This is a genomic window from Polaribacter sp. Asnod6-C07 (genome assembly GCF_045063625.1).
Taxonomy (GTDB): Bacteria; Bacteroidota; Bacteroidia; order Flavobacteriales; family Flavobacteriaceae; genus Polaribacter; species Polaribacter vadi_A.
The window spans coordinates 635,317-659,237 of the sequence record NZ_JBEFOF010000005.1 but is presented as its reverse complement, the minus strand read 5'-3'; the positions used below and the strand labels follow the sequence as shown (position 1 = coordinate 659,237).

The following is a 23,921-nucleotide window of genomic DNA, read 5'->3' as shown; positions in this document are numbered from 1 at the left end:
AAAATCAGGGTTTTTCCTATGAATACATTTCTGCTTATTTATTTCTTTTTGTGTACATTTGTTGCACGAAAAAGAGTAAAAAGACTATTATGAAAAAAGTATTACAAATTTTGAAGATCATTTTTATGTTCATTTCTTTGCCTTTCGAGATCTCTAACGGATCTAAAAGAAGAGCTCATGTAAGAATTAAAAAAATGATGATTGCTGCTAACTTACTTTAATAAGTAACCAAAAAAACATTAAAAAAATACCTTAACAAATTAAAAGTTAAGGTATTTTTTTATGTTTTATTTTTAGTAAAAGTTTTGTGTTATAAATATTTTGTGACCATTTTTTTAAATCTGAGTCTAAATAATAGACACTATATTTAAATGAAACTAACTTTAATTTTTTTTAAAATTGCACATCTTCTAATTAAATTGCCTTTCGAAATTTCTAAAGGATCTAAAAGACGAAGCTATAAAAAAATAAAAAAGCTAATGGTTGCAGCAAATTTACTTTAAGTTTTCTGGAATCTCACAAACTGGTATAGGTTGCATTTTATGCTGATTAATGGTGTTTAATCTAATATAAATTTTAAATACTTCTTGCTCTCTACCTGTAAAATCATCTGCAGATTTGCCTTCATTTTGCATTTTCATAGCCCATTCTAGTTCATCATAAGAAGCTCCAATTTGGTCTTCATCTGTTCTGCTATCTCCAAATAAACCATCTGTAGGTTGTGCAACTTGTATAGAATTTGGCACACCTAAATAAGCTGCTAATTCATAAACTTCAGACTTCATTAAATCTGCTATCGGACTTAAATCTACACCTCCATCACCATATTTTGTGTAAAAACCAACACCAAAATCTTCTACTTTGTTTCCTGTTCCTGCAACCAAAGCACTATTAATTCCTGCTAAATAATATAAAGTAGTCATTCTAATTCTTGCTCTAGTGTTTGCCAAAGACAAATCTACTTTTGCAGTATCTTCTATGCTTGGTACAACATTTTTAAAATCTTCAAAAGTGGCAGTTAAATCTACTCTAACTTCATTAACATTATCAAAGCGTTTTTTTAATTGTGCAATATGTTCTTCAGCTCTAGAAACCTGACTTGCTGCTTGATGAATTGGCATTTCTACACATAAAGTAGGTAAGCCTGTTTCTGCACATAAAGTTGATGTTAATGCAGAATCTATTCCTCCAGAAACTCCAACAACAAAACCTTTTACTTTTGCATTAATTGCGTAATCTTTTAACCAATTGATGATGTATTCAGCTACTTTTTCGGTATTCATTGATAAACTATTTTAGTATTTTTATCGTTCTTTAATTCAAAGACTAAGATACAAAGAATATGAGATTTTTATTTGCGGTTTTAATGGTTTTCTGTCTGTTTTTTTCTTGTTCTGATAAAAAACAACAACAAATTGATGTTTCTAAAGTAAAAGTTGATTTTTCTGTAAAGAGATATGATGTTGATTTTTACAATGCAACAACAAAAACTTTATCAAAAGTAAAACAGAAGTACCCTTATTTATTCCCTGATCAATTTACAGATAGTTTAGCATTTGTTAAAATAAATGATAAAGATGAACAAGAGTTGTTTTTAGAAACTCAGAAAATTTATGCTGATTTTAATACTGAAGAAAAACAATTTTCATCACTTTTTAAATACGTTAAGTATTATAATCCGAAGTTTAAAGTACCTAATGTAGTTACACTTTTAAGTAACATAGATTATGAAAATAGGATAATTTATGCAGATAGTTTAATGATGGTTTCTTTAGATGTTTATTTGGGGAATAAACATAGTTTTTATGCAGATTATCCTAATTACATCAAAGAAAATAATACTAAAGAACATATAATTGTTGATGTTGCAAATGCAATAATTGAAAAGCAAATACGCCCATCAAACAAAAGAAGATTCATAGATAAAATGATTTATGAAGGTAAAAAAATGTACTTGTTAGATGCATATTTACCAGAAGTTTCTGATCAAGAAAAAATGGGCTATTCATATGATAAATTCAATTGGGCAAAAACAAATGAAGAGCAAGTTTGGATGTATTTTATAGACAGAAAATTATTATTTAGCACAGACACTAAACTGAATCAAAGGTTTTTAGATAATGCACCTTTTTCTAAGTTTTATTTAGAGCAAGATAATTTATCTCCAGGAAGAATAGGAGTTTGGTTAGGTTGGCAAATAGTTAATTCTTATATGCAACATAATGATGTATCTTTGCAAGAATTATTAAAAATGGATGAAGATATAATCTTCACAAAATCTAAATACAAACCAAAAAGATAATGGCTGTTAAACATAATTCTGAAGTAAAATTTAAAATAGGTTTAGACGAAAATAAAGTTCCTGAAGCAATTTCTTGGACTGCAAAAGATGGTGGAATTGATAAAGAAACGTCGAAAGCAGTTATGATTTCTGTTTGGGATCATAAGAAAAAAGATACTTTACGTATGGATCTGTGGACCAAAGATATGCCTGTAGATGAAATGAAACAATTTTATCATCAAACTTTAGTTTCTATGGCAGATACTTTTGAAAGAGCAACAGACGATCAAAAAATGAGTGCAACAATGCGAGATTTTTGTGATTATTTTGCAGAGAAATTAGAGCTTAAAAAGTAAGTTTTTAACCATTTTTTATTTGATTGATGATGTTTATATAATCTTCAGGATTATTAACAAAATCAAGTTCAGAAACATCAATTACTAAGGTGTTTAAGTTTTGCTGCGTGCTAATAAAACTTTTATAGCCATCGTGTATTTTTTGTAGATAAGAAGCTTCTATATTTTGCTCATAATCTCTACCACGCTTTTTAATGTTTTGTAAAAGTCTGTCTGTATTTTGATATAAATAGACGTACAAATCTGGTTTTGTAATTTCTTTGTACATCAAATCGAACATTTTTCTGTACAATAAATATTCATCTTTATGCAAAGTGATTTGTGCAAAAATTAAAGATTTAAAAATGTAATAATCAGAAACTACAAAATTTTTAAACAAATCTAATTGAGCCAAATCGTCTGATAATTGTTGATATCTATCAGCCAAAAAACTCATTTCTAAAGGAAAAGCATAACGTTCTTTATCTTCGTAAAATTTTGGTAAAAAAGGATTATCAGCAAAACGTTCTAAAACAATTTTTGCATTAAACTCATCAGACATCATTTTAGAAAGTGATGTTTTACCTGCACCAATATTGCCTTCAATAGCAATATAATTGTATTTTTCTGAGATAGGAATTGGGCGTTTTAGTTTTTCATTAACCAAAGAAATTCCAGAAGAATCACTACAATTTTGTAAACAAATAGATATTTTTTGTTTTTCTATAGGATGAATTATTGAGCCTGCAATTTCTGATAATGGAACCATCACAAATTTACGTTCTAGCATTTTAGAGTGAGGTACAATTAGTGTTTTAGAAAAGATAATTTCATCATCGAATAATAAAATATCAATATCTATATTTCTATCAGAATATCCAGTTGAATTGTTACGTTTTCTACCCAAACCACTTTCAATTTTTAAAAGGATTTGCATCAATTTTTCTGGTGGATGATATGTTGTGACTTTTAAGCAGGTGTTATAAAAATCATTGCTATCAAACCCCCAAGAAGCAGTTTTGTAAACTGAAGAAATTTTAAGAACAGCACCTATTTTATCAGCAATTAAATCTATTGCTTTTTGTAGGTTTTCCAATTTGTTTCCTTGGTTTGTTCCTAAAGATAAATAAGTAATTCTTTGAATTTTCATAAGAAACACAAAGAAACGAAAAAGCATAAAAAAATCGCCAATTATCATTGGCGATTTTTCTTAAACTTATTAAGATACTGAAACGAGTTCAGTATAAAATTTAATCTTCTTTTCTTTCTCTAGGTTTACGATCATCACGTCTGTTATCACGTCCACGATTATCTCTACCTCTGTTGTCTCTTCCACGATTATTATCTCTAGGCGGTCTTTCTACGAAACCTTCTGGTTTAGGTAAAATAGCCTTTCTAGAAACTTTTTCTTTACGCGTTCTTGGGTCTATTCCAAAATATTTAACATCTAAAATATCTCCCATTTTAACTACATCAGAAACATTATCTGTACGTTCCCAAGCTAATTCAGAAACATGTAATAAAACTTCGTTTCCTGGAGCTTCAGTATATTCTACAACAGCACCAAAGTCTAACATTTTAATTACTTTAACTTCATATACAGAACCTTTTTCTGGTTTGAATAACATAGATTCAATCTTAGCAATTACTGCTTCGATTCCTTCTGGTTTTGTACCTAAAATTTCAATAATTCCTTCTTCAGTTACAGGATCTTCAGTGATTACAATTGTAGTTTCTGTTTCTTTCTGTAATTCTTGAATATTTTTACCACCTGGTCCAATAAATGCACCAATTAACTCATTAGGTATTCTTCTGTTTACCATTTTAGGAGCATGCGCTTTTACATCTTCGTTTGGAGTTGTAATAGTGTCTGTTAATTTACCTAAAATATGTAAACGACCATCTCTAGCTTGTTTTAGTGCATTTACTAAAATCTCATAAGAAAGTCCTTTTACTTTAATATCCATTTGACAAGCAGTAATTCCTTCTGCAGTACCAGTTACTTTAAAGTCCATATCTCCTAAGTGATCTTCATCACCTAAAATATCAGATAAAACTGCGTAACGATCTCCGTCAGAAATTAACCCCATAGCAATACCAGAAACTGGTCTTGTCATTTGAACTCCTGCATCCATTAATGCCATTGTACCAGCACAAACAGTAGCCATAGAAGAAGAACCATTAGATTCTAATACTTCAGAAACTACTCTTACTGTATAAGGACAACTATCTGGAATCATTCCTTTTAATGCTCTTTGGGCTAAATTACCATGACCAACTTCTCTACGAGATGTTCCTCTTAATGGTCTAGCTTCACCTGTACAAAAAGGAGGGAAGTTATAGTGTAAATAGAAGTTTTCTTCACCTTCGTAAGATGGCATATCTATTTTCATTGCTTCTCTAGATGTTCCTAAAGTTACTGTAGCTAAAGCTTGAGTTTCTCCACGAGTAAAAATAGAAGAACCATGTGTTGATGGTAAGTAATCTACCTCACACCAAATTGGTCTAATTTCATCAGTTTTACGTCCGTCTAAACGTAAACCTTCTGCTAAAGTTAATTCTCTAACTGCATTTTTTTGAGATTTGTTAAAATATTTTCCAACTAAATCACCATAGTCTTCTAATTCTTCTTCAGTAAAAGTAGCTTTTAATGCTTCTTTTACTTCTGCAAAAGCATTAGTACGCTCTACTTTAGAAGTTCCTTTTTTAGCAATTGCATAACATTTGTCGTAACAAAAGTCATTTATTTTTGCTGCTAATTCTTCATCTTCTCTTTCTCCTTCGTATTCTCTTGTTTCTTTCTTACCAAAAGCTTCTGCTAATTTAACTTGAGCAGCACATTGAATTTTAATAGACTCATGTGCAAACTTAATAGCATCTGCCATTTCTTCTTCAGAAATTTCATCCATTTCACCTTCAACCATCATTACAGAATCAGCTGATGCTCCAATCATCATATCTATGTCAGATTCTGCTAATTGAGCTCTACTTGGGTTGATAACGAATTCTCCATTAACTCTTGCAACACGTGCTTCAGAAATTGGGCACTCAAATGGGAAATCTGATAATTGAATAGCTGCTGACGCTGCTAAACCTGCTAATGCATCTGGCATAACGTCTTCATCATGAGACATTAATTGGATCATTACCTGTACTTCTGAATGGTAATCTTTTGGGAATAATGGACGTAAAACACGGTCTACTAAACGCATTGTTAATACTTCTCCATCACTTGGTCTTGCTTCTCTTTTAAAGAAACCTCCTGGATAACGACCTGCAGCTGCAAATTTTTCTCTATAATCTACTGTTAAAGGTAAAAAATCTACTGTTCCTGCTTTGTAGCTAGATACTACTGTACATAACAACATTGCTTTACCCATTTGTACAACAACTGAACCGTGTGCTTGTTTTGCTAATTTACCGGTTTCTAATGAGATAGTTCTTCCATCTCCAAGGTCTATAACCTCTCTAAATACTTTTGGAATCATAAAATTTTTAAATTCTAATTTTTAATTTGTTTATTGTTGTGTTGCAGTTGTTGTGTGTTTTTCCAATGGAAATTCAAAAGGGCTGTTAGTTCTTCTGAGTTTTTTATAAGATTCTGTTTGTTAAGCAGAATTTAATTTTGATGAGAAATTGCTAATATTAATTTTAAATTTCTCGTTTTCATTTTTTTACATAAGAAATGAAAATAAAAAAAGAGGCACGTTTATAGAGCCTCTTTTTGTTAAGAAATTATTTTCTAATTCCTAATTCTTTAATAATTGCACGATATCTAGAGATTTCAGTTTTCTTTAGATAATCTAATAAACTTCTACGTTTACCAACCATCATTACTAATGAACGCTCAGTGTTAAAATCTTTACGATTTGCTTTTAAGTGCTCTGTTAAATGGTTGATTCTGTGCGTAAATAATGCAATTTGACCTTCTGAAGAACCAGTATCGTTTTTTCCTTTACCGTGTTTTTCGAAGATTCCTTCTTTAATTTCTTTTGTTAAGTACATGCCAATATTATTTAAATGATTTTTATGTATATCAATGAGTTTTTCATTGAGGGTGCAAATATAGAATTATTTTTTAAAAGAAAACCAATAAAAGTAACACTTTTATTGGTTTTATATAACTTGTAAAGTTTTGATTTTCTATGCTTTTACTTCTGATCTTATTGGTAAATTCTGAATTAAATCGATATATAAATTTACTTGTTTTTTTAAGTTTTTACGCTCGTAAATTGCATCTAAAAAACCGTGCTCTAAAACAAATTCAGATCTTTGAAAACCTTCAGGTAATTCTTTACCTGTAGTATCTTTTACAACTCTTGGACCTGCAAATGCAATTAATGCATTTGGTTCTGCTATATTAATATCTCCTAACATTGCATAAGAAGCAGTTGTACCACCAGTGGTTGGGTCTGTACATAAAGAAATATAAGGTATTTTTACTTCTGCTAATTGTGCTAGTTTTGCGGATGTTTTTACCAATTGCATTAAAGAAAGAGATGCTTCCATCATTCTTGCTCCACCAGATTTAGAAATCATTAAAAACGGAATCTTGTTTTCTATAGAGTAGTTAATTGCACGTGCAATTTTTTCTCCAACTACAGAACCCATAGAGCCACCAATAAAAGCAAAATCCATAGCAGCAATAACAATATCTTTTCCTAAAGATTTACCAACAGCTGTTCTTACTGCATCTTTAAGCTTTGTTTTTTCTTGAGCGGCTTTTAACCTTTCAGGATATTTTTTTGTGTCTTCAAACTTTAAAGGGTCTTTAGAAGTTAGTTTTTCATTTAACTCTTCAAATTTGTTTTCGTCAAAAAATAACTCGAAATACTCTTTACTACCAATTCTTACATGATAACCGTCTTCTGGACTAACATATAAATTCTTTTTTAGTTCTTCAGTATCTATAATTTTACCACTAGGTGTTTTATACCAAAGACCTTTGGGTGTATCTTTCTTATCTTCTGTAGCAGTTTGTATTCCTTTATCAGTTCTTTTAAACCAAGCACTCATAGATTTGATTTTAAAATTATGTTTGTTTAAACGTTTCCTTTAAAAAGAAACGGATTACAAATGTAAAAGATTTTTTATGAAGTATTTGTAGCAATCAAAAAAAAAGCATTTTGAGAGTATCAAAATGCTTTTTTAGTAATTTTATTTATATAATTATAGAGTATCTACATTATTTAAATCAGCAAATGCTTGTTTTAAACGTGCTTTAAAAGTTTCTTCTCCTAAACGTAACCATTTTCTTGGATCGTAATACTTTTTGTTTGGTTGGTCTGCTCCATCAGGATTACCAATTTGAGTTGCTAAATAATCTGCTTTACCTTGCATATAATCTCTAATTCCTTCTGTAAAGGCAAATTGTAAATCAGTATCAATATTCATTTTAATAACACCATAACCAATAGCTTCTCTAATTTCTTCTAACGTAGAACCAGAACCACCATGAAATACAAAATCGATATGGTTTTCTTCAACTCCATATTTTTTAGTGATAAATTCTTGAGAGTTCTTTAAGATTTTTGGTGTTAATTTTACGTTACCTGGCTTGTAAACTCCATGTACATTACCAAATGCTGCTGCAATTGTAAACTGAGGAGAAACTTTTAATAACTCTTCATAAGCATAAGCAACTTCTTCTGGTTGTGTGTATAACTTAGAAGCATCTACATCAGAATTATCTACACCATCTTCTTCACCACCAGTAATACCTAATTCAATTTCTAAAGTCATACCCATTTTGCTCATTCTAGCTAAGTATGTTTTACAAATTTCCATATTTTCTTCAAGAGGCTCTTCAGATAAATCAATCATATGAGAACTATAAAGAGGTTTACCTGTTTCTTCGAAGTGTTTTTCAGAAGCATCTAATAAACCGTCAATCCAAGGTAATAATTTTTTTGCACAGTGATCTGTATGTAAAATAACAGGAACTCCATAAGCTTCTGCTAAGGCGTGTATGTGTTTTGCTCCAGCTATACCACCTGCAATTGCTGCTTTTTGATTTTCATTAGATAATCCTTTACCTGCATTAAATTGTGCGCCTCCATTTGAAAACTGAATAATTACAGGAGAATTTAATTCTTTAGCAGTTTCTAAAACACTATTAATTGTATTAGAACCAATTACATTAACTGCTGGTAAAGCAAATCCTTTTTCTTTAGCGTAATTAAAAATTTCTTGAACTTCTTTTCCTGTTGCTACACCAGGTTTAATATTATGACCCATTTTTTAATTTTTTTATTGATGTTATTTGTCAAAAATACTAAAAATTAGTAGGTTTTTTAACAAATAGCGCGCATAAAATAACGAAAACGTTACCTTTTTTTAGAAAGGATAATTGATACCTATATTATAAACAGCATCATTAAAATTGTAATTTTTAAACCACTTGTTATCATTTAGAGAGGGTTCATAGGTTTTAAAACCAACATCAAAACGAATTATTAAGAAATTAAAATCTAATCTTGCACCAAAACCAGAACCAATTGCTATGTTTTTTAGTGATGAAAAACTGTTGAATTTTGCTTCGTCTTCAACAAAACTAGAGCCAGAAATATCCCAAATATTACCTGCATCAACAAAAATAGCACCTTTTAACCTGTTAATTACATCAAATCTATATTCTGCACTTGTTAAAAATTTAAAGCTACCTACATTGTATTCTAAGCCAGAGTCTCTTGCTCCAGGGCCAAGTTCGTATGTTTGCCAAGCTCTAATATCATTAGAACCACCAGCAAAATAACTTTTTGTAAAAGGTATATCAGAATTATCATAAGTAATAATTGCTCCTAAAAAGGTTCTAAAAGCAAAAACTGAATTTCCTTTACCTAGTGTCCAGAACTTTTTATATTCAATATCCGTTTTAAAATACTGAGCTAAAGGAATACCCAATAGGGTTTTTTTATCGTTGGCATTTGTTTCTTTTGATAAAAGGCCTAATAGGTTACCAGAGTTGGCTAACCTTACTCTAAAGAAAGAAAAATTGTTGTCTTTAAAATCTGATTGATTATTGTAAGTATAATTATATGCAATTGTAGGAATTAAGAAATCTGAAGTAATAATATTGTATCTGTCTAAAATATTTAGAGTATTGTTAAACTCTTCTGGATTTGTACTTTGAAAACTATTATCATTTGCAACAGTATTCATAAAAGAAATGGCTTCTTCTGGCAAATCTAAAGTTCTATCTGAATTATTGTAGTTGAAATTATCATAAGATTGTGCAACTTCATTTAAGCTTTCGTACTCCGAATTGTAAATTGTAAAGAAACTACTTACGTTTAAATTTTGGATGTATTGTGCGTTTATAACTTCTAATTGAATCGTTTTCTTTGCATTATATTGCCATTTGTAATCGGTTAAAAAAGTAAAGGTTTGCCTATCTAAACCTATATTTTTTTGAAAACTAGAACCTAAAGAAAACAATGTTCTTGGAGACATTTCTTTGGGTACTAATTTACTTAACCCAAAAGGAGCTAAAAATCTTGGTATTTCTATTGAGGCATCTGCACCAATTTCCCAACCAGGACCTGTATTTGAGTTAAACCAAGAGCCTAAAAGCGATAATTTTAATAATTCTGCACCTTTAAATGTATTTCTATTGGTGATTGAAAATTTACCAGAAACTCCAAAATTTCGAATATTTGAATGGGTTAATTCAGATTCTATCCCTAATGTGTATTTCTCTAGAGGTGCTAATAAAATATCCATCTTTAGCTCGTCATCAGATCCAGGAATAGTGGTGAAAGAAATGTTGGTGGATTTAAAATTTTGTAATGATTTTAAATGAGTTCTTGTTAGGTTTGTTAGTGTGTCTTTGTAGATTTCACCTTGGTTTAAAAATATAGATTGTGATAAATATTTAGGATTGTATCTTATTTTACGATAAGCATAAAAGTTTATACCATTATAAGAAACTGTATCTCTAAAAGTTTTATCTTTCCTTGTATAAGAATAATCTGTAATTACATTTACTTCTTTAACAGTGTGTACTTTATAAGGTCTTTCTTTATACTGTCCATTATCATCAATTAATCGATTTGCAGAAATTATAAAATCTACATTTGTTTTATAATCTGTTCTTGTAGAATCTACATAAAAACCTAAAGCAGATTCAGTAAAATGATAAACACCTTTGTTTCTGAACAATTTTACAATACTTGCTGCTTCTTTTCTAAAGGTTTGATCTTTATACTGGTCGCCTGTTTTTAAAACACTTTCTAAGTTTGAATTTTTATAAATAGAATCTAAAACAGTCGATTCTATTTTTATGTTTATAGTATCTAAAGTTGTTGGTTTACCTTTTTTAATATAATAACTAACTGTTGCTTTTTTGTGTGTGGAATCTCTTTTAATTTCTGCATTAACAGACGATTTAAAAAAACCTTGAGTTTTGTAATATGCCCATAAATTATCTGCAGTTCTTTTTACTTTAATATCACTTACAATTTCTGGACCTTTATAATCTAGAAAAGATTCATTAAGATTTATAAAAGAATTGGCATATGCAATACTTTGCTTCTCAGAAAAAATACTCTTCACAAAATTATAAGAACGTGGATTTTCTTTTGCCCATTCAGTTGGTGTTTTTGGTTTGTTTTTATCACCTAAATTATAAATATACAAACCTAAAGGTAAACCTAAAAAACGCGGATTTGGCTTCTGTAAAATGTATTTTTGTAAATCAGCACCTTGTGTTTTTAAGCTGTCTATAAAAATTTCGTTTTTAATAAGCATATGTTCTCCCTCAATTACATGTTTTGTAGAATTACATGAAATTAAAAAGACAATGAATAAAAAATAGAACGAAAGTTTTTTCATTATTTTAGCAGTCCAAAGAATATCAAAAATAGTATTTTTAAACGTTATATTTCTATTTAGAACAAATTAATGAGCATCTCTAAAAATCAACTTAAAACTATAACAAGTTTATCTCAAAAAAAGTATCGACAAAAATACAATTTGTTTATTGCAGAAGGTGTAAAAGTTGTTAAAGAACTATTAAACTCTTCTTTTGAGGTTGATCTTTTATTTGCTTCGGATGATTTTGAAACTACAATTTCTTCTGATAAAATTATTAGAATTTCTGATGTTGAATTGCAAAAAATTAGTAATTTAAAATCGCCTAATAAAGTTTTAGGGTTATTTAGAATTCCTGATGAAAAACCGCTTCAAAAAAATGGATTAATCATTGCTTTAGATAAAATAAATGATCCTGGTAATTTAGGAACAATTATTCGTTTATGCGATTGGTTTGGGGTAACACAATTAATCTGCTCTAAAGATACTGTAGATTGTTACAATCAGAAAGTAGTGCAAGCTAGTATGGGCTCTTTAACAAGAATTTCTATTAAATATTTAGATTTAGAAACTTACTTAAAAGAAACTGCTTTGCCCACATTTATTGCTGATATGGATGGTGAAAATGTTTACAAATCTGAATTACCAAAAGAAGCCATTTTAATTATGGGTAATGAAGCAAATGGCGTTTCTGATGAAATTAAAAGTCTGATAAAAAATAAAATATCTATCCCAAGATTTGGAGAAACTCAAGAAACTGAAAGCTTAAATGTAGCAACAGCAACCGCTATTTTATTAAGTGAGTTTAAGAGGAATATTTAGGAAATCAATAACAATTCTTAGTAGTCAAATCACTTTGTAACTTTTATGCTTTGCATCTTTGCAACTAAAATTACTCAAAAGCAAAATTTAAGAAAACACCACGAGTTCCCATAAAATTTACAGGAGCTGTCCAATTACTATTTGGGTCATCATCGTATTTTATTTCATTATTGATGGCAAAAACTCCACGAATAGAAGGTGAGAATTTAAAGAATGATAAATAAATATCAATTCCAATTCCTGCTTCGTACATAAAATTGCTAGTTGTCATTCTAAATTGTCCAGAAGAATTATCATCTTGATTAGCTTCGTTGCTAGAAAAGTTATGATCGTAAGAAACACCTGCTAATAAATAAGGACGAATATTTTTGTATCTATCTGTGCTAAATTTAAAAACCACAGGAAAATGTAAATAAGTAGATCCAATTTCTCTGATACTATCTTGTGGATTACCTGTAGAATTTAAGTGATTAAAAATTATATTCTTAGAGTTACTCACCAATCCTGGCTCTAAACGTATGCTTAAATTTTTATGTAAGCGTAATTCTGCAATTAAACCTACATTAAAACCATAAGTTGGTTCTACTGTAATATCTGCATCAAAAACCTCGCTATTTCTTAAATTGAGTTTAAAATCATTTTGATTTAACCCTAAATAAAAACCATAATGTATTTTTCGTTTATCGAAAGTTGGTAAGTTTTCTACACGCTCCCTTTGTGCAAAAAATGTTGCTGAGATCATCAGAAAAAATCCAAAAAGAATAATTTTTTTAATCATTTTTATTTGCTTGCAGTATAAATTGTGGCAACTCCAAAAGTTACTGGTGTATCTTTTGTATGTGTAAACCCATTTTTTTGTAAAATATTGTTGAAAGCTTCACCAAAAGGAAAAGAATTTGCAGATTCTGATAAATAAGAATAAGCTACTTTGTCTTTAGAAAACAATTTACCAATAACTGGTAAAAATAAATTGGTGTATAATTTATAACCTTGTTTAAAAGGAAATTTAGTTGGGTTAGAGGTTTCTAAAATAACCAAAATTCCTGTTGGTTTTAAAACACGTGCAATTTCTGTTAAACCTTTATCTAAGTTTGCAAAATTACGTACACCAAAAGAAACTGTAATAGCATCGAAAGTATTGTCTTCAAAAGGCATAGCTTCAGAATCGCCAACCATCATTTCTATTTTATCAGATAAATTAGCTTTGGCAATTTTTTGTTTACCAACTTCTAACATTCCTGCAGAAATATCTAAACCAACAATTCTATCAGGATTTAAATCGGCCATCATTAAGGCCAAATCTCCTGTACCAGTTGCTATATCTAAAATTTGTTTCGGATTGTTTTTACCAACAATTTCTACAACTTTTTTACGCCATTTTACATCAATTCCTAAAGAAATTACTCTGTTTAAACCATCGTAATTTTCAGAAATATTATCAAACATTTGGGCAACTTGTTCTTTTTTGCCTAGTTTAGAATCTTTATATGGGTTTATTTTTTCTGCTGACATTCTTATCCGTTAATAGCTACAACTTCGTTAATTTGATTTGGTAACATTTCTTTTAACAAGGTTTCAATTCCGTTTTTTAAAGTGGCAGTAGAAGAAGGACAACCACTACAAGCACCTTGTAAAACAACACTTACAACTTTGTTTTGCTCATCATAAGAACGAAAAGCAATATTACCTCCATCACCAGCAACTGCAGGTTTTATGTATTCATCTAAAATATCTGCAATTTGTGCAGGTATACCTTCTAATGCTACTTTTGGTGCTGAATTTTCTGCTTTTGTTTCAGTTGATGTTTGATTAGGTAATTCTTTAATTATCGTTTTTCCATCAACTAAATACTCACGAATAAAGGTTCTTACTTCTGCAAAAACTTCTTTCCATTCAACCATATCATATTTTGTAACAGAAATGTAATTATCAGAAATAAAAACTTCTTTTACAAAAGGAAAATTAAAAATTGCTTGTGCTAATGGCGATGATTTACTTGCTTCTTCAATGTTTTTAAACTCAACATCAGTTTGAGTAAGTGATTTGTTTGTGCCAAATTTCATTACTGCAGGGTTTGGTGTAACTTCTGCGTAAACTTCTATTGCTTCTTTTTTAGTTGATGAAGTTTGTTCATTTACAACTACATTTCCATCAGTAATATAAGCTTCAATTTGTTCTGCAACTTCATCTTGTACATCAATCCACTCTACAATATCAAAACGTTGAATTGCTATAAAATTGGCAGTAATAAATATCTTTTTTACAAAAGGTAAGTAGAATAATTGTTGTGCTAAAGGAGAGTTTTTAGCTTCGTCTATATTAGAAAATTCATAACTACCTCCGTTTATTAAAATTTTGGTGCTATTAAATTTTAATATGGTGTTATTTGTAGTTTCTTGTATGGTAATTTTTGTCTCTTGCATAATCATAATTGTAAGTCGCAAAATTACGCCAAAAAACTGAAATGCAATAAAAAAGACCTTGTATTTCTAAAACATACAAGGTCTTTTTTTTAAATGTCTTTTGTTACTATAAGCTTAATGAAATTGTTGCTGTAAAAACTCTATTATCTAAAGTTAAGTTTGCAGCATCTACACCAAAACCAGAATAAAAATTATAAGCTGCAGTTCTGTTGCTATCACTATAAGCAAAATCTACTTTAAAATTACCGAAATTATAACCACCACCTACAGAATAGCCTTGTAAATCATCAGACTCTAATGCAGCAATATCTGGGCTTTGTTCAAATTTGTAACCACCTCTTAAACTTAATCTATCAAAACGCCATTCTGTACCAATATTAAAGTTGTGAGTGTTTTTGTAATTGTCTTGAAAGTCTTGGTTTTCTGGTGAAAAATCTGCACCAGAAAGTCTTATGTTTTTATAGTTTTTATTTGTGTAATCAAAACTAAATAACCCCATTTTACCAAAAACCAAAGCTCCACTTGCTGTTAATTTACTTGGTGTTTTTAGTCTATAAATAAAGCTTTGACTTGGAAAACCACCAAAATCTGTATTTCTGTAAACAGCATTATCATTACTAACTACTATTTCTGTATCACCAAAAAAACCATCATTATCAACGATATTTGTTTCTTCGATAATTTCTGTAAACCAAGTAGGTGTTTGGTAAGATAAACCAAATCTAAAATTCTGATTCGCTTTATAAATGAAACCTAAGTTTGCAGAAAAACCTGTTCCAGTAGAAAAATTTTCTTGATATAGAAAAGCATCTAATTCGTTACCATTTACATCACTATTCAATTCAGTTAAATCAGATTGCTGACTAAAATTTAAATCATAAAAATTAAGTCCTAAACCTACGTGTAGTTTGTTTTGATGAACGGATGAAAAACCAACAGAAAATTCACTTAATTCACCTGTATAACGATTATCAAAGCGCTGTTCATCTGCAATATTATAATTGAATTTAGTGTCATTGTTGTCTAAAGGGAATTCATTAAAAGTAGTTATACCGCTATTACCTGTGGCTAAAAAATTATTATTAAAATCTTTAGTAATTCTATAGTTAAAACCCATTGCAAACTTTGTCCAGTCGCTTTTGTAGGCACTATCAAAAACTAAAACAGCACCAACTTGCGATAAATTAATAAAATTATTTTGCGTGGTTAAAGCGTTACCATAATAATTAGCATTAATATCTGAGTTTCTAGAATTTAAACTACCAGATAACAAGCTGGTATTAAATACAGATAAACCTGCAGGATTTATATTTATAGATGAAATATCTCCACCTAATGCTCCAAAAGCACCACTCATTGCTGTAAAACGAGCTGTTCCATTATTGTCGTCTTGAGAGAATAAAAGTCCTAAATCTTGATAACCTAAGGATTGAGAAAAAGACGTAAAAGTTACTGCGAACAAAGCCGCTATTGTAAAAAATCGTTTCATACTGTTTTGAATTTTTTCTAAAGAATTTTATTAATTACCTCTTCTAGAAGATGAACTTCTACTAGAACTACTAGATGAAGATGATCTGCTACTACTGCTACTGCTACTTCTTGTAGATGAAGACGATCTAGAAGAACTTCTGCTTGAAGATGATGATCTTGTTCTACTGTTTGAAGATGAATTTCTAGAAGGTGTGTAACTTCTATTATTTCTACTTGTTGTAGAAGATGATCTTCTAGTAGTTGAACCACTGTTTCTTGAACTACTACGTCTAGTTGTTGTAGCACTTCTTGTTGGTGTAGTACTACGTCTAGTGGTTGTACTTCTACTTGTTGTAGAAGAATTTCTTGTAGGAGATGTTGTAACTCTATTTCTACTAGTTGTACTTGTAGATCTTCTACTAGTGGTTGTTGTGTTTCTTCTACTAGTACTAATTCTATTATTAGAATTTAAGCTATTTCTTCTGTAGTAAGTGTTGTTGTAGGCTGTTCTTCTACCATAGTTGTAGTTTCTGTAATGTCTGTTGTTATTCCAAAAACGATTGTTATAAAAGTTTGTGTAAAAGCCACTATAAACACCCCAGTTATTATGATAAGGATGCCAATAAGGATTGTACCTCCAACTTCTGTATCCCCAAAAACGATTGTTCCAATAAGGGTTTCCATAATAATTCCAGCCATTAAATACATTAGAATTATAACCATACCAATAAGGATTTGATATTAAGTTTACATTAACTACTACATCATTATCTTCATAACCCCAAGGCTGATTAGCATCATAATTTAAAGTTTCGTCTATAATCTCATCATCTACATAAACATCTTCAGAATCATAATCATCAACATCTGTAAATATTTCATTGTTTTCAATTGTTTGTAAGTTATTTAGACTTTTAGTAAAGTAATTGTCTTCGTAATCTTGATAATCATCTTCATTAACAATAATAGTTTTTTGTTCTTGTTCTCTTGTTTGTGAATTATCAGCATAAATACCATCATCATTGTTGTAAACGCTTTGGTAAGTTCCGCAAGAAACTAACAAAACATTAGCTGTTACAAATAAAATCAGTTGGTTTAGCTTTAAGTTTTTATAATGTAGTTTCATAATATTTTATTTTTTGATGTACCTTTATTAATGAAATTTTGCTTTATAAACGTTAAATTATAGTAGTTTTGTATCAATTTTATAAAAAGATACATTTAACAAAAATTTCACTATAAAGATAACAATATTTGTGCCAAAGATTAAATTATGAGTAAGAAGTTAACAAAAAGATCAGAAGATTATTCTAAATGGTATAATGAATTAGTGGTTAAAGCTGATTTAGCAGAAAACTCTGCAGTAAGAGGTTGTATGGTAATTAAACCTTATGGTTTTGCTATTTGGGAAAAAATGCAGGCTGAGTTAGATAGAATGTTTAAAGAAACAGGGCATGAAAACGCTTATTTTCCTTTATTTGTTCCTAAAAGTTTGTTTGAAGCTGAAGAAAAAAATGCGGAAGGTTTTGCAAAAGAATGTGCAGTAGTTACCCATTATCGTTTACAAAACGATCCTGATAATGAAGGTAAGTTAAGGGTAGACCCTGAAGCTAAACTAGAAGAAGAATTAGTAGTTAGGCCAACATCCGAAGCAATTATTTGGAATACTTATAAAGGATGGATTCAGTCTTATAGAGATTTACCCCTTTTAATAAATCAATGGGCTAATGTTGTAAGATGGGAAATGAGAACCCGATTATTTTTAAGAACTGCTGAATTTTTATGGCAAGAGGGGCATACAGCTCACGCAACAAGAACTGAAGCAATTACAGAAGCAAAACAAATGCAAAATGTTTATGCTGAGTTTGCAGAAAACTTTATGGCAATGCCAGTTGTAAAAGGAGTAAAATCGGATAGTGAACGTTTTGCAGGTGCAGAAGATACTTATACTATAGAAGCATTAATGCAAGATGGGAAAGCGTTACAAGCTGGTACATCGCACTTTTTGGGTCAGAACTTCGCAAAAGCTTTTGATGTAAAATATACTTCTAAAGAAGGGAAACAAGAATATGTTTGGGCAACTTCTTGGGGGGTTTCTACACGTTTAATAGGTGGTTTAATAATGACGCATTCAGATGATAATGGTTTGGTCCTGCCTCCTAAATTAGCTCCAATACAAATAGTAATTGTTCCTATTTATAAGAATGATGAGCAACTAGAAGCTATTTCTCATAAAGTAAACGCAATTGTAAAAGATTTAAGAAAAAAAGGTATTTCTGTTAAGTTTGATGATAGAGATACTTTTAGACCAGGTGCAAAATTTGCAGAATATGAATTAAAAGGTGTGCCAGTAAGAATTGCAATTGGTAATCGTGATTTAGAAAAAGGAACTTTAGAAATTGCCAGAAGAGATACATTAGAAAAGAAAACTGTTGCGCAAGATGAAGTTATTACTTATGTAGAAAATCTTTTAGAAGAAATTCAAGAAAACTTGTTTAATAAAGCAATTGAGTATCGAAAAGAATATACAACTGTTGTAAACGATTTTAAAGAATTTAAAAAGGCAATTAAAAAAGGAGGTTTTGTTTCTGCACATTGGGATGGAACAGAAGAAACTGAAGATAGAATAAAAGAATATACAAAAGCTACTATTAGATGTATACCTAATGAAGCGATAGAAGAAGAAGGAGTTTGTGTTTTAACAGGAAATCCATCATCAAAAAGAGTGCTTTTTGCTAAGGCATATTAAATTTTAAAAAAAAATGTATTTTTTTTAAAAAAAATGTTGCAGAAGTTAAAAAATGTTGTATATTTGCACCCGCAATTGAGAGATAATTTAATTGTTATGGTCCGTTCGTCTAGGGGTTAGGACGCCAGGTTTTCATCCTGGTAACACGGGTTCGATTCCCGTACGGACTACAAAAGTTTTAAAAAAAACGAAAAAACAAAATTATGGCAAATCATAAGTCAGCATTAAAAAGAATTAGAAGTAACGAAGCTAAAAGATTACGTAATAAATATCAGCATAAAACGACAAGAAATGCTGTTAGAGATTTACGTGCAGTTGAAGATAAAACTGAAGCTGAATCAAAATTAGGAAGTGTAATTTCTATGATTGATAAGTTAGCTAAGAATAACATTATTCATAAGAATAAAGCTTCTAACTTAAAATCTAAATTAACAAAGCATGTAGCTGCTATTTAAGATTTTAATTTAACAAGATTAAAAAGCTCTAAATTTTTATTTAGAGTTTTTTTTGTGCCTATTTTTTTAAAAGAAAAGTACTTTGTTTTGTTAAAAATCGTAATTCTTATGAGCGTCTAATCTTATAAAGATAAAAAGTAAGATTGTAAAGCCCCATAAAGACGAACCTCCATAGCTGAAAAAGGGTAAAGGTATACCAACTGTTGGTAGAAGACCTATAACCATACCTATATTGACGATTACATGAAAAAATAGAATAGAAGCTAAGCCATAACCATAAATTCTACCAAATTTATTACTATGTGTTTCTGCTAAGTAAATAATTCTATATAGCAGTAACATAAAAAGAATTATAACTAAACTGCTTCCTATAAAGCCCCATTCTTCACCTACTGTACTGAAAATGTAATCTGTGTGTTGTTCAGGTACAAAATCTCCTTGGGTTAAATCTCCTTTTAAAAATCCTTTTCCGTTAAAACCACCAGAACTTATTGTTAATTCTGATTGATAAGAATTATAACCAATACCCTTGTTGTCTACTTTTTTTCCTAATAAAATATCGAATCTATCTTTTTGATGTATAGGTAATACGTTTTTGTAGATGTAACCAGTACCTACAATAAAAACTCCAATAATTAGGTAAACACTCAGGATTTTGTGCCAATTGAAACGAAAAAAACGTTTTCCTCCTCTATAAAACAAATAAACAACAAGTATTGTCGTCAATAAAAAGGATATGGTTACCACCCATTTATATCCGAAGAAAATAGTTAAAATAAAAAGTATAATAAAGCCAGAGCCTAAAAGGATGTAATTTAAAGTTAAACCTTCTCTGTTTAACACAAAAAAGAATGATAAATAAATGATAGCTGACCCTGCATCTGGTTGTAAAAAGATTAAAAATGCAGGAAAGAATACAATAATAAAAGCTTTTATCTGATTCTTAACAAGTTTAAAATTATATTGCCTATCACTTAATAGTTTTGCTACTGCAAGGGCTGTACATGCTTTTGCAAATTCTGATGGCTGCAAGCCCATGAAACCAAAATTAAACCAAGATTTGGCTCCGTTAATTTCTTTACCAAAAGGAAAAAGTAGAATTAAAGAGAATATGGAAATTAGATAAAGAATACTTGCGTATTTTTCGTAAAACTTTGAGTTAAAAAAAAGAATTGCTATTACTAATGGTACACTTAATCCTATCCAAATAAGTTGTTTGCCATATTTTGTAGTTAAATCTAAAATTTGATTACTGTCTTCGGTTCTAGATGCTGCATAAATATTTACCCATCCAAAGCCAACAAGAGCAATGTATAGAAATACTAAAATCCAATCTATACCTGCAAAAATATTATTTCGTTCTTGACGCAACTTCTATAGGTTTTTGTAATTGAATATCATAAATATCTTGTAGACTTTTGTTTAACATATTTAACTCCCTGTATTTGTTTCTAGGTGATATTTCTCCATTAATGTATTTTTCAATCATTAAACTGGTTATAGGTGCTGCAATTGTAGACCCATATCCACCATTTTCAACAAAAACAGCTAAAGCAATTTTAGGATTGTCTTTGGGTGCAAAAGCTACTAAAATAGAATGATCTGCGAGCTGTTTTTTTATGCCTTCAATAATTACAAAATTTTCTGCTGTTCCTGTTTTTCCGCAGATTTCGAGACCTTTTACCTGGCTATATTTTCCTGTACCTGTTTTAAATACCTCGTGCATTGCTTCTACAACAGGTTCAAAATGTTCTTTGTCTATAGTCGTTTTTTTACGCTGTGTGTATTTTGGATTATCAATAAAACTAGAATCAATTTTTTTAACAATATGAGGTGTGTAAAAATATCCTCTATTAGCAATAGCTGCTGTAAAATTTGCTAATTGAATAGGTGTTATTAATATTTCTCCTTGCCCAATTGCATTCGAGATTATAGATGAACCATTCCAACGATATTTTAAATTATCATCATAATATTTTCCATTTGGAATAAAACCAGGAACTCCAGCTGGTAAATCATAACCTAAATAATTACCTAAGCCAAAACTAGCTACGTGATTGTGCCAATTATTTACACCTTCTGTAGGATTATTGTCTTTTTCTACAATTCTCTTATAGGTGTTAGAAAAATAACTGTTACAAGATTTTGCAATTGCAGTTTTTAATTTAAGAGGCGTACCATAAATATCGCAATGGCATTTCATAAATTCATTAGCTCTGTTACCATATCTATAGCCACCATAACAACTAAAACCTGTTTGTTGATTAATTACTTTTTCTTGTAAACCTATTAAAGCATTCATCATCTTAAATGGTGAACCAGGTGCGTAAGCGCCAAGCAAACCTCGATCGTAACTTGGTTTACTTATTGTATCGTTAAATAATGTTACTGAATTTTTAGATCGTTTTCTACCTACTAACATATTTGGATCATAAGAAGGTGCAGTAACTAAAGCTAAAATTTCTCCTGTAGAAGGTTCAATGGCCACAATTCCACCTCGTTTTCCTTTCATTAATTTTTGTGCATAAACTTGTAAATCGATATCAAGCGTAAGCATAAGATCTTTTCCGTTTTCAGGTAAAGTATCGTAAATACCATCTTTAAAAGAGCCAGTAACTTTGTTAAAACGATTTCTGTGTAAATATTTTTTTCCTTTTCGACCTCTTAAAACATCTTCATATTGTCTTTCAATACCATCTTTACCTTCTAATTCTCCTTGTTGATAGTAATCATTTTTTCTAGCCTTTTGTTCATTTACCTCACCAATATAACCTAAAACATTTGCAGCAGCTTTTATTGGATAATCTCTAATTATTCTTTTTTGGATATAAAAACCTCTATATTTATGAAGTTTTTCTTGTAAAAAAGCAAAATCTTCTTTAGCTAATTGTTTTAAAAAAACGGATGGTAAATATGAGGCATATTTTTCAGCTCTTTTAAATCGTTTTAAGAATTCTTCTTTATCAATATTTAAAAGTTTACAAAACTCTAATGTATCTAATTCTTTAACTTGATTTGGTTGCACCATAACATCATAAGAAAGTTGATTAGCAATTAACAATTTTTCATTTCTGTCATAAACATAACCACGTTCTGGGTAATCATACATAATTTTAACGGCAGCATTATGAATAGGGTCATAACTTTCGTGTTTAATTATTTGTAACTGAAACAGTCTTCCAATAAAAATTAGCCCAATAAGGGTTATTAAAAAATAGAGTAAAAAACTTCTTTGCATTATTCGCTTTTAGTAAAAATATAAGTTCCTGTAAAATACAATAGTAACGTAAATACACTAGAATATAGTGTGTTTAAAAGTACGTTTGAGTAATTATAGAAGCTAAAGTTAGCTAAAGAAAAGTAGATTAGGTGATGAATAAAAGTTAAAGTTGTAACATAGTTAAAAATTTTACCAAAAGATTCTGATTTCAAATTAAAAAATGGATAATCAGCTTCAACTTTCTTAAAGTATAATCGAACAAAAAAAAGTCTTGCATAAGCAATACATAAAATTGAAAATGCATGGATACCACCAGAATCAGAAAAAAAATCAATAAATATACCTAATAAAAAACTACTAAAAAGAAACGTAAATCTATTTTCTTTTAAAGGATATAAGAATACAAAAACAATATATATGTAAGGGTTTATATAGCCTAGAAATAAAATGTTATTTAGGACAAAAACCTGCAAAAAAAGCAGGAAAAAAAACAATATGGCCATGCTAAATGGTTTATTCATTCTGTGTTTCTAAATTTTTTATTTCGTCTTTGTCTAAGTTTTTAATAACCTGAACGTAGCCAAGGTTACTCATGTCATTAAAAAGTAGTACATCTACTTTATTATCTGCTGTATTCCCTTTATTTACTTTTGATATTGTTCCTATTAAAATACCTTCTGGAAAAATAGTAGATTTACCACCTGTTTCTATGGTATCTCCAATTTTTAAAGGTGCTTGTCTTGGTATATCTGAAAGTTGAACTGTATTATATTCTAGTCCATTCCAACTTAAAGTTCCAAAATAACTACTATTTTTTAAACGTGCATTTATTTTGCTATTTCTATTTAATATAGATTGTACTCTTGCGTAATTACTAGAAGCATTATCAGTAATACCAATAATTCCTTTACTATTTATAACAGCCATTTCTTTAGTAATACTTTGATTTTTTCCTTTATTAATGGTAATAAAATTAAAAGCTTTAGAATAATTATTATTAGTAATTTTAGCAGTGGTATATGTATATTTTTGGTGATATTTTATAGTATCAACAACAATAGAATCAAAATTATAAATTATTGTACTATTTTGTTCTATCAAGTTTTTTAGACGTGTGTTTTCTTCTGCTAAAAGTTTATTTTCTGATTTTAAACTCCAATATTCAGAAATACTTGAAGCTTGAGAGAATAAACCACCTGTTATAGAATTTGCAGAATTTACAAACTTACTTTTATGAAAATTAAGGTTATTAAAAGTTAATGCAAGTGATATAAGTGCAAACAATAAAAAGAACAGAAAATTTTTAAATTTCTGTAAAAAAAAGATAAGTTGCTGCATTGTTAAAACTTAAAAAT

At 29.6% G+C, this 23,921-nt stretch carries 21 protein-coding genes and 1 tRNA gene; 7 read left to right on the top strand and 15 right to left on the bottom strand.

Features of this window, described 5'->3' with window-relative positions; all coding sequences use genetic code 11:
* The first annotated feature begins 89 nt into the window (after positions 1-89).
* Positions 90-221: a hypothetical protein gene (locus ACJJVK_RS02850; RefSeq protein WP_289851788.1), complete on the top strand. Its 132-nt coding sequence runs from the start codon at positions 90-92 to the stop codon at positions 219-221.
* 273 nt (positions 222-494) lie between these two features.
* On the opposite strand, the gene nadE is transcribed toward ACJJVK_RS02850, so the two are convergent.
* Positions 495-1,283 carry an NAD(+) synthase gene (gene nadE / locus ACJJVK_RS02845; protein WP_405562937.1) on the bottom strand — a complete coding sequence of 263 codons (789 nt, stop codon included), beginning with the start codon at positions 1,281-1,283 and terminating at the stop codon, positions 495-497.
* 59 nt (positions 1,284-1,342) lie between these two features.
* On the opposite strand from nadE, the gene gldB reads away from it, so the two are divergent.
* Both gldB and gldC read left to right on the top strand, forming a co-directional pair.
* Positions 1,343-2,302, top strand: coding sequence for a gliding motility lipoprotein GldB (gene gldB, locus ACJJVK_RS02840; protein ID WP_405562934.1), 960 nt, complete (start codon positions 1,343-1,345; stop codon positions 2,300-2,302).
* Positions 2,302-2,637, top strand: a complete 336-nt coding sequence (gene gldC, locus ACJJVK_RS02835) for a gliding motility protein GldC (RefSeq protein ID WP_068362779.1) — start codon at positions 2,302-2,304, stop codon at positions 2,635-2,637. Before gldB ends, gldC begins: the two co-directional genes overlap by 1 nt.
* A gap of 4 nt (positions 2,638-2,641) precedes the next feature.
* Here the strand turns inward: gldC and folK are convergent, their stop codons facing one another.
* The 6 genes from folK to ACJJVK_RS02805 all read right to left on the bottom strand — a co-directional run bounded on the left by folK (position 2,642) and on the right by ACJJVK_RS02805 (position 11,448).
* Complete coding sequence (gene folK / locus ACJJVK_RS02830; RefSeq protein WP_405562931.1) at positions 2,642-3,766, bottom strand: 2-amino-4-hydroxy-6-hydroxymethyldihydropteridine diphosphokinase; 1,125 nt, start codon at positions 3,764-3,766, stop codon at positions 2,642-2,644.
* A gap of 100 nt (positions 3,767-3,866) precedes the next feature.
* Positions 3,867-6,104 carry a polyribonucleotide nucleotidyltransferase gene (locus ACJJVK_RS02825; RefSeq protein WP_215993866.1) on the bottom strand — a complete coding sequence of 746 codons (2,238 nt, stop codon included), beginning with the start codon at positions 6,102-6,104 and terminating at the stop codon, positions 3,867-3,869.
* A gap of 247 nt (positions 6,105-6,351) precedes the next feature.
* Complete coding sequence (gene rpsO / locus ACJJVK_RS02820) at positions 6,352-6,621, bottom strand: 30S ribosomal protein S15 (protein WP_215993865.1); 270 nt, start codon at positions 6,619-6,621, stop codon at positions 6,352-6,354.
* 138 nt (positions 6,622-6,759) lie between these two features.
* Positions 6,760-7,632 (bottom strand): acetyl-CoA carboxylase, carboxyltransferase subunit beta, encoded by an 873-nt coding sequence (gene accD / locus ACJJVK_RS02815; RefSeq protein ID WP_068362790.1) that lies wholly within the window; start codon positions 7,630-7,632, stop codon positions 6,760-6,762.
* A gap of 153 nt (positions 7,633-7,785) precedes the next feature.
* Positions 7,786-8,853: a class II fructose-bisphosphate aldolase gene (gene fbaA, locus ACJJVK_RS02810; RefSeq protein WP_405562927.1), complete on the bottom strand. Its 1,068-nt coding sequence runs from the start codon at positions 8,851-8,853 to the stop codon at positions 7,786-7,788.
* A 99-nt stretch (positions 8,854-8,952) separates the two neighbouring features.
* Positions 8,953-11,448 (bottom strand): BamA/TamA family outer membrane protein, encoded by a 2,496-nt coding sequence (locus ACJJVK_RS02805; protein ID WP_405562926.1) that lies wholly within the window; start codon positions 11,446-11,448, stop codon positions 8,953-8,955.
* Between the two features lie 69 nt (positions 11,449-11,517).
* Here ACJJVK_RS02805 and ACJJVK_RS02800 point away from each other — a divergent pair, with 69 nt between their 5' ends.
* On the top strand, positions 11,518-12,249 hold the full coding sequence (locus tag ACJJVK_RS02800) for an RNA methyltransferase (RefSeq protein WP_215993861.1): 732 nt from the start codon (positions 11,518-11,520) through the stop codon (positions 12,247-12,249).
* Between the two features lie 70 nt (positions 12,250-12,319).
* On the opposite strand, the gene ACJJVK_RS02795 is transcribed toward ACJJVK_RS02800, so the two are convergent.
* The 5 genes from ACJJVK_RS02795 to ACJJVK_RS02775 form a co-directional block, all read right to left on the bottom strand.
* A complete protein-coding gene (locus tag ACJJVK_RS02795; protein ID WP_215993860.1) occupies positions 12,320-13,027 on the bottom strand; it encodes a porin family protein in 708 nt (235 codons plus the stop codon).
* Between the two features lie 2 nt (positions 13,028-13,029).
* Positions 13,030-13,761 carry a bifunctional demethylmenaquinone methyltransferase/2-methoxy-6-polyprenyl-1,4-benzoquinol methylase UbiE gene (ubiE, locus tag ACJJVK_RS02790; RefSeq protein WP_405562921.1) on the bottom strand — a complete coding sequence of 244 codons (732 nt, stop codon included), beginning with the start codon at positions 13,759-13,761 and terminating at the stop codon, positions 13,030-13,032.
* Positions 13,762-13,763: 2 nt separating this feature from the next.
* Positions 13,764-14,672, bottom strand: a complete 909-nt coding sequence (locus ACJJVK_RS02785; RefSeq protein WP_215993858.1) for a NifU family protein — start codon at positions 14,670-14,672, stop codon at positions 13,764-13,766.
* Between the two features lie 106 nt (positions 14,673-14,778).
* The gene (locus tag ACJJVK_RS02780; protein WP_405562918.1) at positions 14,779-16,161 is read right to left on the bottom strand and encodes an OmpP1/FadL family transporter; all 1,383 of its coding nucleotides are present in this window, start codon (positions 16,159-16,161) and stop codon (positions 14,779-14,781) included.
* Positions 16,162-16,191: 30 nt separating this feature from the next.
* The gene (locus tag ACJJVK_RS02775; protein ID WP_405562915.1) at positions 16,192-17,268 is read right to left on the bottom strand and encodes a hypothetical protein; all 1,077 of its coding nucleotides are present in this window, start codon (positions 17,266-17,268) and stop codon (positions 16,192-16,194) included.
* Positions 17,269-17,415: 147 nt separating this feature from the next.
* Here ACJJVK_RS02775 and proS point away from each other — a divergent pair, with 147 nt between their 5' ends.
* The 3 genes from proS (at position 17,416) to rpsT (ending at position 19,346) form a co-directional block, all read left to right on the top strand.
* Positions 17,416-18,891, top strand: coding sequence for a proline--tRNA ligase (gene proS / locus ACJJVK_RS02770; RefSeq protein WP_405562913.1), 1,476 nt, complete (start codon positions 17,416-17,418; stop codon positions 18,889-18,891).
* Positions 18,892-18,989: 98 nt separating this feature from the next.
* A tRNA-Glu gene (locus ACJJVK_RS02765) sits at positions 18,990-19,061 on the top strand.
* A gap of 33 nt (positions 19,062-19,094) precedes the next feature.
* Positions 19,095-19,346 carry a 30S ribosomal protein S20 gene (rpsT, locus tag ACJJVK_RS02760; protein ID WP_405562910.1) on the top strand — a complete coding sequence of 84 codons (252 nt, stop codon included), beginning with the start codon at positions 19,095-19,097 and terminating at the stop codon, positions 19,344-19,346.
* Between the two features lie 90 nt (positions 19,347-19,436).
* Here rpsT and rodA read toward each other — a convergent pair whose 3' ends face one another.
* The 3 genes from rodA to mreC all read right to left on the bottom strand — a co-directional run bounded on the left by rodA (position 19,437) and on the right by mreC (position 23,904).
* On the bottom strand, positions 19,437-20,717 hold the full coding sequence (gene rodA, locus ACJJVK_RS02755) for a rod shape-determining protein RodA (protein WP_405562907.1): 1,281 nt from the start codon (positions 20,715-20,717) through the stop codon (positions 19,437-19,439).
* Complete coding sequence (mrdA, locus tag ACJJVK_RS02750; RefSeq protein WP_405562905.1) at positions 20,698-22,584, bottom strand: penicillin-binding protein 2; 1,887 nt, start codon at positions 22,582-22,584, stop codon at positions 20,698-20,700. The genes rodA and mrdA overlap by 20 nt, the downstream gene beginning before the upstream one ends.
* A 495-nt stretch (positions 22,585-23,079) precedes the next feature.
* Positions 23,080-23,904, bottom strand: coding sequence for a rod shape-determining protein MreC (mreC, locus tag ACJJVK_RS02745; protein ID WP_405562903.1), 825 nt, complete (start codon positions 23,902-23,904; stop codon positions 23,080-23,082).
* Positions 23,905-23,921 lie beyond the last annotated feature (17 nt).